The organism is Trichormus sp. NMC-1, from assembly GCF_001858025.1.
GTDB lineage: Bacteria > Cyanobacteriota > Cyanobacteriia > Cyanobacteriales > Nostocaceae > Anabaena.
This window is the reverse complement of sequence record NZ_LZQD01000014.1, coordinates 1-15,266: the sequence shown is the minus strand read 5'-3', so window position 1 is coordinate 15,266 and position 15,266 is coordinate 1. Positions and strand designations below refer to the sequence as shown.

Below are 15,266 nucleotides of genomic sequence, written 5' to 3'. Positions count from 1 at the left end.
ATCAAAAAATTTTAACAAAATCAATATCACATCTCGGAAAACCCCTCTTCCAACCATGCGGTATGTTTAAGAACGAAACTACTGAACCTACCGAACTGATGATAGATGCACACTTCCAAACCCTAACCACCTTTCCCCCACGCAACTTTCAACGAGAAGCTATTACCAAACTCCTCCACCGTCAAGACATCCTTCTCCGCGCCCCCACAGGGTCAGGGAAAACCGAAACCGCTATTTCACCCTTCCTTTTTGCTAAAACCCTCAACCTCGACTTCCCCAATAAACTAATTTACGTTGTCCCCCTGCGAACCCTGGCCAACAGTCTGCGACAAAGAACAGAAATCCTCGTTCAACGCTGGTCACAAGCTCAAAATGTCCCTTGTCCAGTCGTTACCCTGCAAACAGGAGAAAACCCAGAAGACCCCCGTTTTGAAGGTGATATAGTCTTCTGCACCATTGACCAAATGTTAAGCAGTTTTTTGAATATTCCCTACTCAGTTGGTCGGGGTTCAGCTAACGTCAACTCCGGGGCAATATTCGCATCTTATTTAGTATTTGATGAACTGCATTTACTTGACCCCGACCGTTCCTTTACCACCGTTCTCAAAGTTTTACAACAAGTCAAAGGAATTTCCCCATTTCTGTTGATGACTGCCACATTAACTAATGAACTGGCTACCCAAATTCAAAGTTTAATAGACAATGGAAATAATTCAAATTGAAGATGCCGATTTACAGGCTATTGAAGGTAAACGCTGCCGTACTTTTCAAGCAAAATCTCATCCTCTTAATGCCTTAGAAATTATCGCAGATATACACACCAATCAACGAAAACGAGTTATAATTATTTGTAATACCGTTTCTCAAGCACAGGGATTATATCGGGATTTACGAGAATTGAATCATGATGAAACCATAAATCTTACCCTGTTGCACTCCAGATTTTTACCAGAACATCGCGCCCAAAAAGAAACATTTTTAAAAGAAACCTTTGCCGAAAATTGGCAAGATGACGGTACTTGCTATATATTGATTTCCACCCAAGTAATTGAAGCCGGAATTAATATTACCTGCCAAGTTATGCACAGTCAACTTTGCCCCATGAACTCATTATTACAAAGAGCGGGACGTTGTGCAAGATTCCAAGATGAACATGGTCAAGTTTTGGTTTATCAGACAGTAGAAGTTAACCAAGCTTATACTACACTTGCAGAAGCAGATTTAGAAGCAGAACTCCAAGAAACTACCGATAAAAAACAAAGTTTTCTGCCATATCCTAGAGAAACCTGTGAATTAACATGGCAAGTATTACAGGCACATACTGAATCAAATCAAGTTAATGAAAATGTGGGATTTCGCACAGAAGAAAATTGGATAAATCAGGTACATACAGCAGAAGATTTACTGCAACAACAACGCCGACAAAATAATCAAATGCTGTTTGAAAATAATTTTGAAGCAGCATTTTTTAGGGGTGATCAATCTTTTGCAAGTGAGTTAATTCGTTCAGTTGATAGTCGGAATTTATTTGTTTGGGAAGAAACCGGATTATTTATTGATTTTGCACAAGAACCCATTGATCCCCGCAAATTAATGGCTTTTTCAGTTCCTGTCTCTACACTGTGTAAAGTTTGGCGAGAGTTCAAAAATTTAGAATTTGGCACAGATTGGATTTTCAAACGAATTGAAGCACCCAAAGACAAAGCAGAAACCTATAGTCAACCTATTTGTACAGAAATTAAATCCCGTGATTCATTGATTAACAGCATCAGGATTTTAGTTAATCCCCGGTTTATTTATTATGATGAAAATATTGGATTATTGATTGGCATTAATGAATTTGGTAATGGGTTTATTTCACCACCGAAACCACAACGTACAATTGTCAGTGAATATCGTTATAATATGGATACTTATGTTGGACATTTGGGTTGTATGTGGACTTGTTGGCATAAACCATTTAAAACCTTACGTTTAAAAAACGGTGAAGCTGAACCAACGATTTACAATAGTGTCAGGAATGAACTATTACCAGCAGGTACAAAATTAATCAAAAACAAGATTTTTCCACATATCCAAGAGTCAGAAGCAGCAGCTTTATTTGAATTATTAGTGTTTTTTGCTATCTTTACTCATGACCTGGGTAAACTACAAATTAAATGGCAGGAAGTGATGCAAAAATGGCAAGATTTTACTTTTAAACACTTTCAAAAAGAAACTCCTCGCAGCAATCCTAAGAATCCTAGATCCCATTTATTAGCCCATACTGATTATGACCCAGAAGATAAAACTGTTATAAATGGTAAAACACAAAAGCAGCATCTTAAAGACCACGAAAAGAAACACAAACGTCCTAACCACGCTGTTGAAAGTGCATACCTAGCGCAAGATATTCTCAAACAATCTCTAGTACCACTACTGCGTGATTATTTTACTGCCGATAACGAGCAGATTCAGTATATCTGTTATACAGTAATTATGGCTGCTGGTCGTCATCATTCTGCTTGGGCTGGAGGCTGGAAAGGAGCAGATGTAGCCAAGATAAACAATATCCAATTACACCCGGAAGCACAAAAAGCGATCGCGCAAAGTTGGCAAGGCATGACACGCTTCCTAAGTCAGAGTTTACCATTAACAGCAGCAAATTTAAGTAGAAACAATTACCCAATTAAAGAATTTAACTTGAATCAGTTAAATACTGCTGACGAGTTTGAGTATTTTCATCTCTACTTGTTGGTAGTTAGGGCTTTACGACTGTGTGACCAGCGTTCAGTGCAACTTTAGCAGATTCTCACACCGTTTTACATGAGTTCGGTACACCCATAATGTAAAGACGTTACAGGCAACGTCTCTACATTAACCATTATTAAGTATCTGTATTTTCCTGGCTTAATTGTTGCTGAAAATCAGAAACTGAAGCTGTAATACCAGCCTTTTTCAATAACTGCTTCAGCCTAGCATGATCGTAAATTTGATTAATTTGTTCAACCAATTCAGGAGGAACATAATTAAATCGAGCTTCTAAAATATCAACAATAGACTCCTGGAGAGTTTGTGATCTTTCTATACGCTCTATACTTGTTATGTATGCCATTTTTTGTTCATCCTCAAACTGCTTCAATTCAGTTTTGAAACTCAAATCCAGATTCGGTGGTAAAGCCATCAGTCTATCAATCAAATCGAATAGCTGAAGAATTTTATCTCTACTATAGCCTAACTCATACATACGTTTAATCAGGCTCAATTTCCACCTTAACCGACCTGTTAAATCTTGAGTCGTTGCTTGTGTACGTAGGTGCGCCATTACCAATACAGCAAAAGGATTATCACTTTGTTCTAATTCTGACCAACGAGGTTGATAATCCAGTAATTTTACAGTAGGAAACTGAAGACTTAACCGACATCCCCAACGTTCATAACTGTATTCTTGAGGTCGCCAACTTGCTTGATTATCTCCCAAAATAGCCAAGCTAACAACTTCTTGACCATAACGGTCAAAAATTCTGTAATGATAGGAAAACATCCGTTTAGGAAAACCAGTATCTACTTGACTTTGGATTTCTAAATGGATTAGTAACCAGGTTTCTTTACCATCATTCAGCCAAACTTTAATCAGCTTATCAACAAATTGCTTACCAACTTCTGATTCTCTCATCAATTGCTGGAGTTCTTGGTCAAGAAACTCATAACCTCGTGTCCAGTCAATTTCACTGTAAATCTGGGGAAAGAAGAATGTTAAAAATGCCTCAAAGTATTTTTCTACTCCTTCCTTCCAAGCACCATCATAATCGGCTTTTACTTCACTCACAGTTGTTTTTAGGCAGATGTCAAAGATATCTTAGCGTCTTTTTTCTACAATTCCGTTAATTGGAAAACCCCTCTTCCAGGTAGGTATATACTGTTTGGAAGTAGACAACTCCTATGGGTTGAAGACCAGATGATAAAGCAGCTATTTGTTACCAAAAAATTCGGCACTTATGCTGACACTTTCCTGATGCTAGGTCTGGTACAGCTTGCGGAGTATGTACTGAAAGCCACTCACCAAAAAAGTGCAATTCAACTTTTAGATCAAGGAACACGCTACTGCCTTCAGTTAAAACAACCAATAAATTTAGAACTGGTAGCTAAACTCAATTATACCAATTCTTTTCCACCAGTCAAAGGTCAAAAAACCGATATTAGCAAAATACCGCAGGAAACAGATACTTTTAACACAGTGGAGGAAAGCGAAAGACGAAAACTTTACCGCAACTATGTATTTGAACAACGAGGTAAAGTTGAATTTAATGAAGATGCACCAAAACCACCTCATCCTAGTACCCAAAATGGCGTAATTCTTACTTCCATGCGTCATGACCGCAATCATAACGAATTGTGGTATTTGGGATGGCAAATTAAAGACCATTATGGGGCTTTATTGGTTGCTTTATTTACAGCATTTAGCCAAGAAACAGAGGATGTTAACAACTTAGTAAATGAGTTATTTGCTGAGGCTACTGGACAGAAATTACCAGAAACAGCCAGTGCCGTCAAAATTTATTTACCTACATCTGTACAAGGGGTGAATCGAGTTAAAGCAGACAGCAATAAAGTAGATTCTCAGAAAACAGATTGGTTAAGTTTATGGTTGATTGCTGGGGGTTTATTTCAATTTGGAATATCAGAACGTATCAAAATAGCTGAACGAGTATTTGATTGGCGGGTTGTAGTTTTAGAACCTCAAGATATTCAACTTACTAAATATCGGGAAGTTTTGAATCAACTTCGTCAATTCAACCCACCTTCTGGGGGTCATGGTATAGCCCGTTTTGATTCGGAATTAATATTGCGTTTCTGTCAAGAATTATTGAATTATCATCAAACTCAAGCAGATACAGAAGTAGATGAATTTGAACTTTTGCAACCAGTTAATCATTTTGTTAGCAACTTTATTGGTACTCACTTTGGTTCTAAAGGTCAGGTTTATGGTGTCAAGGAGGTTTTTAGTTTAGGTTTACCAGGGTGGATTAGTCCTAAAAATCATCAAGAACTCACAGATTATCATAATGTTTTAAATGAACATTTATCAGTTATCACTACTTTATCTGCGGAAGAAGGACACAGTGAATTATTAGCAGCTTATCGGGATTTTATCACTGGGACAAATCTCATAAATTTCTTTCGCTTTCAAGTTATTTATGCCGATTATGTTGTTAAACGTTTAGCAGATCCTAAAGCTAGACCACCGCGTTTATTTTCTCTCAATGGATTAAATCTCATGGTGAAAAATTTTAAGCATCGTCAAAATGACCAAGAATTGAATTTAACGGACATTACTGAAAATCCTGGTTTCTTACGCATTGCTAAGGCTATTAATAGTGCCACTGTGTATGCAGGAAAAGATGAACATGGTTGGGATAGAATCTATGGTTTAGCACAACGTTTGAGCAGTCAAGCAGGTTCTAAAAAGGATTTTATCATTGAATTATCAGCTTTTATTGCTAGTTATGAAAATGAAAATTTGCGAATTGATGAAGAACTCAAAAAGAAAGGTAAACCCCGGAGAATTTGGACGACGAAAGATGATTTAGATAGGGTAATTAATCTCATTGAAAATCATGGTTCTAGTTTAGTAGCTAACCTATTAATTGCTTATGGTTATGCTAAAGGTTGGGGTAAATCCAAAGAAGCAAATAAGACAGATTTAACTATTGAATCAGAAACAGAAGTAGATAATGAGTAAGATCCCCGACTTCTTTATTCAATTATGTCAATAAATTATGATTTTTGGACAGAAGTCGGGGATTTGAGTGCTAGAAGTAGATAATTTTGAACTAGGAGAAACCGAAAATGACTAAGGCAAAATTTCCCGTTTACTCAATTTCGATTAGTGGTTTACTATCCTTACAGCTTCATGCTTTAAATAACGAAGGTAACGAGGGTAATCAATCCCTAACTCGGCGTTATTATATTATTCAGGATGGCATGGATGAACCTGAGTATGTAAATGGTATTTCTGGGGATATGTTTAAACATATTCAATCTGAACATCTACACCGTGTTGCTTTAGAATCTGGACTAAGTTTATCTGAGGGTGGTAAACAATTTAATCCTGATAGAATTGGTTATGACTTGGAAAAAAATCTCTCGGTTTTTACAGACAAAGATACTGATTTAGCTGCCAAAACAGGTAAGGTTCTTCAACTCTGCACCATCAGCGATTTAGAAGGTTTCATGGTGACTGTTAAAGGTGGACAAACCCTAAAACGCGATTCTGTAATTGAATTTGGGGCAGTTGTTGGTTTACCGAATTTAGTGAAAACACAGAGTTATTTTCATGCTAAATATGGTGTAGATAATCCTACTCCTTATAATGTACAGGTCAGTTCCGGTTTATATGCCACCGTCTTAAATATTGAGGCTTTTCGGATTGGTTATAATCCCCATACTTTTAATTACAGCATTGATGTTTCTGAACGTAAAAAACGCCTTCATGCTTTACTCAAAAGTGTGCTTTATACTTATTTACAACCTAATGGTGCAAAACGCAATACACATTTACCCCATCCTGATAACTTTGAAGGTGTAATTACTGTTAGTAGTCGGCGTTGTCCCGCACCAATGATTAGTTCTCTAGAAGGAAGTTATAAAACCCAAATTGACAGTTTAGCAGCTACGTTAAATAACATCAATGGTGCTGATACCATCCGTTGTTTTAAGTTTGAAAATATGGCTGAATTTGCTGATCAAATTGAAATTTTGATTGCTCAAAGTTTACCTTGGGATAGTGAAAATGCCGAAGCAATTGCCTAAATCTAAAACTCCTCAACAATCAGAAATTATCAATCAATGGCTAACTGTCACATATCAACCTGTTAGCCTATTTTCTCTCAAACGTTCTGATGCTACTAGCATGGCAGCAAGGTCTAATTTAGTACCTACTCCTTATGCTATCAAAATGGCATTGTTGAAAGTGTTGTTAGAAAGTCAGGGAAGACACCATCAAAGTGACTTTGACCAATGGATTAAAACCGAATTTACCTGGATTCGAGATTTAACAATTTATATCTGGCCTCCAGAAAAATTGGTTGTCAATCGCAATGGTTATAAACTGCGTTATTACGACCAAACTGCCGATAAAGCAGATAAAACTCGTCCAACTATCCCTATGCAAGATGGTTTTGTATTTCGAGAATGGGTATATTTACAAGGACATCTGCAAATTTGTTGTAGTGCGGGAAAGCATTTATCAGAACTAGAACAGTTATTTGCTCAAATTAATTATTTTGGTAAACGCAGTTGTTTTTTTCAATATTTACCTGATTTCAAGCAAGAAACTTCAGAACCATTATTTCAACCAAATCCTGCTACTGGTTTTACAATCCAACCAATGGATGATTTAGGTGAAAAGACTACCTTTAATCGCATCAATCCTTTTTCCACTGATAAAGCTCAACTCGATAAAGACCGAGTGATTAAATCAGGTCTTTTACCATTAAAACTCATTGCTACCAGCGCCCGTTATGACATTTATCAAAGATATTGAAACTACCTTTGCTGGCATGAGTTTAATCTTGAAACAAGATGTAAAATTAATCAATTCTGTTACTTTAGAATCTTGGTTATCAGACACTCAACCTATACCTGTTTTGATTCCTTTACACATTGCTGATGGTATTACCAAAATCATGCCTGTACTGCCAGAGTCTGGATTATATCCACAACTAATGGAATCCATTTGTCAGCGCATTATTGGACAAAAAAATATCCTAGAGTGGCAAAGCAAGCCATATCAATTAACAGGTGTTGAAGTCGATTCAAACGCCCTTCATGTAATTCTAATTTCAATTTCTACTACCGCACCATTACCAGCAACATTAGGAAGGGCTATTCATGCTCAATGTTTTAAATGGTTTGCTAATACTAATCCTATTCTAGCAGAGAATTTGCATCAACAGAATAGCTTGCCAATGACTGTTTCAATGCAATACAGTTCACGGCAAAAAATGCAGTTGAGAATTACACTGTTAAAACCAGAACTTTTAGCACCGCTGCTTTGGGGATTAAGTAGTAATTTGGGTGGTGAAATTACTTTAGCTGGAGTTTCTTGTCGATTAGATAAGTGGATAAACATTTCTCAATGTAGCAGTTTTGAAAAATTGGCAGAGATACCATCACAAAACACAATTGAATTACAGTTTCTCTCCCCCACCAGTTTCAAACAGAATCAAAATATTCAACCTTTTCCACTGCCAGAGTTAGTTTTCAATAGTTTATTACGTCGTTGGAACAAATTTGCACCAGTAGAACTGCAATTTCCTCAAGTTGAATGGCAAGGTGTAGTTTCTGCTTTTGAACTAAAAACCCATGCTTTAAAGATGGAAGCTGGTGCAGAAATTGGTACTGTTGGCTGGGTTAAATATCGGTTTTTAGACCCCGAACAAGCCAGAATTGCCACTATTTTAGCTAACTTTGCTGTCTTTTCTGGTGTCGGACGTAAAACAGCTATGGGTATGGGTCAAGTCAATTCAAAATTAAGAATTAAAAATTAAAAATGAAGATTGTGAAGCGTGTCAAAATCAAAAATTGTTGCTTGAATACTTAACCCTAAAATCTGACGCATCTACCAATTACCAATTACCAATGAATGAAGATTATTTACCTCTAGCTTATTTGAATGCTTGGGAATATTGTCCACGTCGATTTTACCTCGAATATGTGTTAGGTGAAATGGAAGACAATGAACATATTATTTTAGGTCGTCATGTCCACCGCAATATCAATGAAGAAGGCACTTTTCAGGAAGGTGAAACGCTGATTCATCAACAACAATGGGTATGGTCAGAACGTCTCAAAGTTTCCGGTATCATTGATGCTGTAGAAGAATACGATGGTCAACTTGTGCCTGTGGAATACAAGAAAGGCAAGATGGCACAACACCTAAATGACCATTTTCAAGTTTGTGCAGCGGCTTTATGTTTAGAAGAACGCACAGGTCGCACGATTACCTATGGTGAAATATTTTATCATGCCAATCGTAGAAGACAAACTGTGGCATTTACACCGCAATTAAGGCAAATGACAGAACAAGCTATAGCACTCGCTCATGTTGCAAGTCAAAATAAAATGCCAGCACCTATTGATCATCCTAAAAAATGTCAATCATGTAGTTTGCAAGGAATTTGTCTACCCTTTGAAGTCAAACAATTACGAAGTCAGGATTATTAAACTATGACTACTCTTTATGTTATTCAACCTGATGCTGTTTTAAGCAAAGATTATGAAGCTTTTCAAGTTGCTTTGAGACAGGAAGATGGTTCTTGGAAAAAACAAAAAGTTGCTGCTCAAACTGTAAACGAAGTTATTTTAATGGGTAATCCCCAAGTCACCGGCGATGCTTTTGTTTATGCTTTAGAATTAGGAATGCCAGTGCATTATCTTTCTAGTTTTGGTAAGTATTTAGGTTCGGCTTTACCTAAGTCTTCTCGTAATGGTCAACTGAGATTAGCACAGTATGAAGTTTATCACGATTCTGTGCGTCGTTTGGAATTAGTGAAGGCAATTGTTAGCGCCAAAATTCATAATCAGTATAATGTTTTGTACCGACATAATGAAAAAGATAATCCTCTCAAAGAACGTAAAAACTTAGTAAAAACTCAACAAACTCTAGACCAAGTGCGGGGTGTTGAGGGTTTAGCTGCTAGGGAATATTTTGCTTGTTGGCAGCGTATGGTAGGTAAACAATGGACTTTTAATGGCAGAAATCGTCGTCCACCAACTGATCCTGTAAATTCTTTACTCAGTTTTGCTTATGCTTTATTGCAAGGTCAAGTCATGGCTGGTGTACATATTGCTGGTTTAGATCCCTATATCGGTTATTTGCATGAAGTTCATCATGGTCAACCGGCAATGGTCTTGGATTTAATGGAAGAGTTTCGGGCTTTAATTGCTGATAATTTGGTGCTGTCGTTATTGCATAAACACGAAATTAAACCCGAAGATTTTCACGAAAGTTTGGGTGCTTATCGGTTGAAGGACAATGCGAGAAAAACATTTTTGCAAGCTTTTGACAAAAAAATGAATGATGAGTTTAAACATCCTGTGTTTGATTATCGTTGCACCTACCGACGAGCGATAGAATTACAAGCACGGTTGCTGAGTCGTCATTTACAAGAAGGTATTCCCTACAAACCTTTATCACTAAGATGACTACACTTTTTTATCTGATTATTTACGACTTACCTGATAATAAAGCTGCAAATAAGCGGCGTACTCGCTTACATAAAATGCTTAGTGGTTATGGTAAGTGGACTCAATATAGTGTGTTTGAATGTTTCTTGAGTGCGGTACAGTTTGCTACACTACAAACAAAGATAGAAAAGCTGATTAAGCCTGATGAGGATTCTATTAGGATGTATGTACTAGATGCTGGTAGTGTGAAAAGAACTATCACCTATGGTTCGGAAATCCCTAGACAAGAACAAGCAATAATTATATGATGAATACATCAGCTTAATTTTGGCAGACCTAGAGCGGGGTCAAAAACCCTGGAGATTCGCCAAATCGCCAGAACCTTGACAACTAAATACTTTCAGCGTTTCATTAGTTTCAGTTGGCAGTTAACCCGAAGCCTGAAATGAGGTTTTTTAAGAGGTCCGCCAAAATCGTCTCTAGATTCCGCCCCCAGACTATGTTTCAGATGGCGGGGTTTCCACATAACTAATCCCCGCAAGGGGACTGAAACATCACTGGATTCTAGCTGCTACACCCCTGACACACCCCCTGAGGTTTCCACATAACTAATCCCCGCAAGGGGACTGAAACCAAACCAGCATCTTGGGGAAGCTAACCTTTAAATTAAAAGTTTCCACATAACTAATCCCCGCAAGGGGACTGAAACAAGCAGTCGGGAAAGTCCCAAGAAAATAGCCGCCGGTTTCCACATAACTAATCCCCGCAAGGGGACTGAAACTCCTATAACTATATGGCGCAATTACTAATATGTAATGTTTCCACATAACTAATCCCCGCAAGGGGACTGAAACATATCTGAAAATCAGTTGCAGAATTATCGATTAGACGTTTCCACATAACTAATCCCCGCAAGGGGACTGAAACCCCAAACTGAACCAACTGGACAAACTACACTTTTTTATGGTTTCCACATAACTAATCCCCGCAAGGGGACTGAAACTATAGTCGTCAGCTTGTCGGATGCTGGTGTAATTAATGTTTCCACATAACTAATCCCCGCAAGGGGACTGAAACATCAAGCAACTCATTACCGACAATTCCAAAACCTATCAAAGTTTCCACATAACTAATCCCCGCAAGGGGACTGAAACTTGTAAATGTCTGGTATATCAGCATTTAATACCCTAGATGGTTTCCACATAACTAATCCCCGCAAGGGGACTGAAACACGAGACTTTAGTTGACTTTGTTGCTAGATATCTGTTTCCACATAACTAATCCCCGCAAGGGGACTGAAACATTCCTTGGTATTAATTAACTAACAACATCTATCAAATGGTTTCCACATAACTAATCCCCGCAAGGGGACTGAAACAACTAACTTAACTATTTGGTTCACATTGTGGTTAGTTGTTTCCACATAACTAATCCCCGCAAGGGGACTGAAACATTGATCTTTATCCCAGCAATTAAATGTTTGAGTTGTGTTTCCACATAACTAATCCCCGCAAGGGGACTGAAACATAACTTCTTAGTCCACATAAATGTACGAGGACTGTTTCCACATAACTAATCCCCGCAAGGGGACTGAAACATTAATATCATTAATTACTTCTACATTAATACCAGGATTTGTTTCCACATAACTAATCCCCGCAAGGGGACTGAAACGTCGAATTATACGTACCTGCGGTAAATGCAATTGCTTGTGTTTCCACATAACTAATCCCCGCAAGGGGACTGAAACAATATCCTCGCGGTAATTTGCATCGTAAAAAGGAAAGTTTCCACATAACTAATCCCCGCAAGGGGACTGAAACCGATCATCAACGCTGAACAAAGCGTTTTCTTGACGGTTCTGTGTTTCCACATAACTAATCCCCGCAAGGGGACTGAAACGTTAATGCAGTGGTGTGTTTCAGCCACTTACTAAAATCAGGTTTCCACATAACTAATCCCCGCAAGGGGACTGAAACGCATTCTTCCATTTAGGAAGTAAAGCAAAGTCCTGTGTGGGTTTCCACATAACTAATCCCCGCAAGGGGACTGAAACGGAAAAGGTAAATGACGGAGAATTCAAGGCAACCGCGTTTCCACATAACTAATCCCCGCAAGGGGACTGAAACTTAAGTTTATAGATGGGATGGGGATGGATAACTTGTTTCCACATAACTAATCCCCGCAAGGGGACTGAAACATAGCCATCAGACAATTGAACGTTTTCTCCAGGATGGTTTCCACATAACTAATCCCCGCAAGGGGACTGAAACTCATCTTCTAACAACCGATATTTGGCACGGACACCAACGTTTCCACATAACTAATCCCCGCAAGGGGACTGAAACATAAATCCCAAGGTTATTAATCGTCACTATGGTTTGTTTCCACATAACTAATCCCCGCAAGGGGACTGAAACTGTAGTTGTTCCGTCAACCCGTCTTGTGATCATATTGCTCCCGTTTCCACATAACTAATCCCCGCAAGGGGACTGAAACTTCCTTGCACAGTAGATTTTTTGAGAAACTACAAGTTTCCACATAACTAATCCCCGCAAGGGGACTGAAACTTTGAGTATTTTGAATGTGAAGTTGGGCTATCTAGGTTTCCACATAACTAATCCCCGCAAGGGGACTGAAACGGTAAAGGGGATTCAAGACTGTCAACAGCGAAAGTTAATCCTGAGTTTCCACATAACTAATCCCCGCAAGGGGACTGAAACAAGATTCACTCTCGCTATCTAATGAAAGGACTCCAGGAGTTTCCACATAACTAATCCCCGCAAGGGGACTGAAACCCTTCTCGACAGAGCCTTGCGTTTGGCATTGTTCACAATAGTTTCCACATAACTAATCCCCGCAAGGGGACTGAAACGCATCCACAAGAGACTATTCTGCCTGATACCAAATAATGTTTCCACATAACTAATCCCCGCAAGGGGACTGAAACAATTACTCGAAGCGGCTAAATCTTTGTTGGGTGAAGAGTTTCCACATAACTAATCCCCGCAAGGGGACTGAAACATTAATCGTCACTATGGTTTGGTTTTTATCGTTAGGTTTCCACATAACTAATCCCCGCAAGGGGACTGAAACCGGTAAACCGAACCGCTTTATACGGTCGGATAGTCGTTTCCACATAACTAATCCCCGCAAGGGGACTGAAACCTCTTTTGGTGTCGTAGAATATGGATTCTGATAGAGTGTGTTTCCACATAACTAATCCCCGCAAGGGGACTGAAACCAATCCTCCCACGCTGCCTTCGTCAAACATTAATGGTTTCCACATAACTAATCCCCGCAAGGGGACTGAAACAGTCCACCGATAGGTTTCCATCACCCGACTAGCTCCGGGCAGTTTCCACATAACTAATCCCCGCAAGGGGACTGAAACATCCAGTCGGATTTCTGGACTGAAATTGTAGTTGTATGTTTCCACATAACTAATCCCCGCAAGGGGACTGAAACAATATGCCAGAATTATCGCTGATGTACAAAATGTCTCTCGTTTCCACATAACTAATCCCCGCAAGGGGACTGAAACGCATCCACAAGAGACTATTCTGCCTGACACCAAATAATCGTTTCCACATAACTAATCCCCGCAAGGGGACTGAAACTCACCAACGCTAACATCTGGACAAATTGCGATTTACAATAGTTTCCACATAACTAATCCCCGCAAGGGGACTGAAACTTAACCCCTCATCAGTGGGAGCAAAATAAAGGTCGCTGTTTCCACATAACTAATCCCCGCAAGGGGACTGAAACCCAATACTTAACATAATCTTTTACTCTTTTGATCTGTTCTAGTTTCCACATAACTAATCCCCGCAAGGGGACTGAAACTTGCACCACCCCCTGATTTGGTACTCGAACTCAAGTTTCCACATAACTAATCCCCGCAAGGGGACTGAAACTGGATGTGCTGAACAATAAGCCGTGCCTATATTTTGTTTCCACATAACTAATCCCCGCAAGGGGACTGAAACTCCTTGATGGGCATTGGTGGACGTTGCTATCGAAAATCCGGTTTCCACATAACTAATCCCCGCAAGGGGACTGAAACTCTTTCTTCTAATATCAGAAGCCTCATCAGACGATAAGTTTCCACATAACTAATCCCCGCAAGGGGACTGAAACTACTGAAACATGAATACCTGCGATCGCTACACTAGGTCAAAACAGCGCCTTATTTTTAGATAAAATACGAAAGCCACACTAAACGCCGCAGAGTTTTTCAATACAGGACTGAGTTTCCTCTAAGAAACCCCAGATGCAATATGAAATGTTGATGAAGCGGCAAAGCAGTATATTCACTGAATAATGCACCCCTATAGTTTATCTGCGTCGGAATATTAAGGAATTCAAAACCGCTACATTTGGTAGGTTTAGGGGTTTAGTGTTTACTTGACACGAAGAGACAGAATTAGACTAACTCGCCATTGTCACCGTATTTATGCTTAATTTATATAGCATTGTTTATTTATTTAGCAACGAAAATATACTGTAAAAATGATTAAAACTACGCTTAAATGCGATTATTATCAAATAGATAGGGCTTGCTACATCAGGCAATGAAGCAGATGTTAATAGAAAGACCATTGGTAGTCAAACAACTCGCTGTTGGAGGACTGATTCGGGAACTATCCCTAGTGCCATTCTGCCTTGATGTAAAAGGTCAGGGTGTGGAGGAGTGGGAAGCTAAAAGATGCGATCGCCCCTACCCCCCGTCCCATCTCACCAAATTCTTGAGAGAAAAGTAATGACTATTTGGGTAGATGGTGGTTTCGACGGCCAACCCTTCATGCAATGGGTGATGAATTTTTGTCGTTGGATTGTCCAAGTAGTTCTACGACCAGAACAAACCAAAGGCTTTGTCTTGCTCAAAAAGCGTTGGGTCGTGGAACGCACTTTTGGGTGGCTGATGGGGTGTCGGCGACTAGTCCGAGATTATGAGTTATTACCCGCAACTTCTGAGACTTTTATCTATCTTGCTATGATCCGTATTATGGTTAGGCGACTCGCCTAAATTTTGACTACTAAAAACTTTTCAAACACCCTCTAAAAGATTATTGGTAGTTGAACAACCCGAA

The 15,266-nt window shown here is 39.0% G+C and carries 11 protein-coding genes, 1 pseudogene and 1 CRISPR repeat array; of the genes and pseudogenes, 11 read left to right on the top strand and 1 reads right to left on the bottom strand.

Annotated elements, in window-relative coordinates; genetic code table 11:
* Nucleotides 1-62 precede the first annotated feature (62 nt).
* Together A9Y75_RS27015 and cas3 are read left to right on the top strand one after the other, a co-directional pair.
* Nucleotides 63-722: a DEAD/DEAH box helicase gene (locus A9Y75_RS27015; protein ID WP_236721527.1), complete on the top strand. Its 660-nt coding sequence runs from the start codon at nucleotides 63-65 to the stop codon at nucleotides 720-722.
* Nucleotides 703-2,784 carry a CRISPR-associated helicase Cas3' gene (gene cas3 / locus A9Y75_RS24960; protein WP_083389752.1) on the top strand — a complete coding sequence of 694 codons (2,082 nt, stop codon included), beginning with the start codon at nucleotides 703-705 and terminating at the stop codon, nucleotides 2,782-2,784. Before A9Y75_RS27015 ends, cas3 begins: the two co-directional genes overlap by 20 nt.
* An 82-nt stretch (nucleotides 2,785-2,866) precedes the next feature.
* Here the strand turns inward: cas3 and A9Y75_RS24955 are convergent, their stop codons facing one another.
* Nucleotides 2,867-3,808 (bottom strand): transposase, encoded by a 942-nt coding sequence (locus A9Y75_RS24955; RefSeq protein WP_071192455.1) that lies wholly within the window; start codon nucleotides 3,806-3,808, stop codon nucleotides 2,867-2,869.
* A gap of 129 nt (nucleotides 3,809-3,937) precedes the next feature.
* Here A9Y75_RS24955 and A9Y75_RS24950 point away from each other — a divergent pair, with 129 nt between their 5' ends.
* From A9Y75_RS24950 to A9Y75_RS24910, 9 genes and pseudogenes are all read left to right on the top strand, one after another.
* Nucleotides 3,938-5,722: a hypothetical protein gene (locus A9Y75_RS24950; RefSeq protein ID WP_071192453.1), complete on the top strand. Its 1,785-nt coding sequence runs from the start codon at nucleotides 3,938-3,940 to the stop codon at nucleotides 5,720-5,722.
* A gap of 107 nt (nucleotides 5,723-5,829) precedes the next feature.
* A complete protein-coding gene (locus tag A9Y75_RS24945) occupies nucleotides 5,830-6,792 on the top strand; it encodes a DevR family CRISPR-associated autoregulator (protein ID WP_071192451.1) in 963 nt (320 codons plus the stop codon).
* Nucleotides 6,773-7,525, top strand: coding sequence for a hypothetical protein (locus A9Y75_RS24940; RefSeq protein ID WP_071192449.1), 753 nt, complete (start codon nucleotides 6,773-6,775; stop codon nucleotides 7,523-7,525). Before A9Y75_RS24945 ends, A9Y75_RS24940 begins: the two co-directional genes overlap by 20 nt.
* Entirely contained in the window at nucleotides 7,503-8,531 is a 1,029-nt protein-coding gene (cas6, locus tag A9Y75_RS24935; RefSeq protein WP_083389751.1) for a CRISPR system precrRNA processing endoribonuclease RAMP protein Cas6, read from the top strand. The genes A9Y75_RS24940 and cas6 overlap by 23 nt, the downstream gene beginning before the upstream one ends.
* Nucleotides 8,532-8,622: 91 nt before the next feature.
* Nucleotides 8,623-9,207: a CRISPR-associated protein Cas4 gene (gene cas4 / locus A9Y75_RS24930; protein WP_071192491.1), complete on the top strand. Its 585-nt coding sequence runs from the start codon at nucleotides 8,623-8,625 to the stop codon at nucleotides 9,205-9,207.
* 3 nt (nucleotides 9,208-9,210) lie between these two features.
* Nucleotides 9,211-10,188, top strand: a complete 978-nt coding sequence (gene cas1d, locus A9Y75_RS24925) for a type I-D CRISPR-associated endonuclease Cas1d (protein ID WP_071192447.1) — start codon at nucleotides 9,211-9,213, stop codon at nucleotides 10,186-10,188.
* On the top strand, nucleotides 10,185-10,478 hold the full coding sequence (gene cas2 / locus A9Y75_RS24920; RefSeq protein ID WP_071192446.1) for a CRISPR-associated endonuclease Cas2: 294 nt from the start codon (nucleotides 10,185-10,187) through the stop codon (nucleotides 10,476-10,478). Before cas1d ends, cas2 begins: the two co-directional genes overlap by 4 nt.
* Nucleotides 10,479-10,686: 208 nt before the next feature.
* Nucleotides 10,687-14,322: a CRISPR direct-repeat array (repeat unit 37 nt; unit sequence GTTTCCACATAACTAATCCCCGCAAGGGGACTGAAAC).
* Between the two features lie 425 nt (nucleotides 14,323-14,747).
* Nucleotides 14,748-14,936 (top strand): hypothetical protein, encoded by a 189-nt coding sequence (locus A9Y75_RS28885; RefSeq protein WP_071192444.1) that lies wholly within the window; start codon nucleotides 14,748-14,750, stop codon nucleotides 14,934-14,936.
* A pseudogene (locus A9Y75_RS24910) lies at nucleotides 14,912-15,202 on the top strand (transposase); the annotation flags it as partial. The gene A9Y75_RS28885 and the pseudogene A9Y75_RS24910, both read left to right, overlap by 25 nt.
* Nucleotides 15,203-15,266 lie beyond the last annotated feature (64 nt).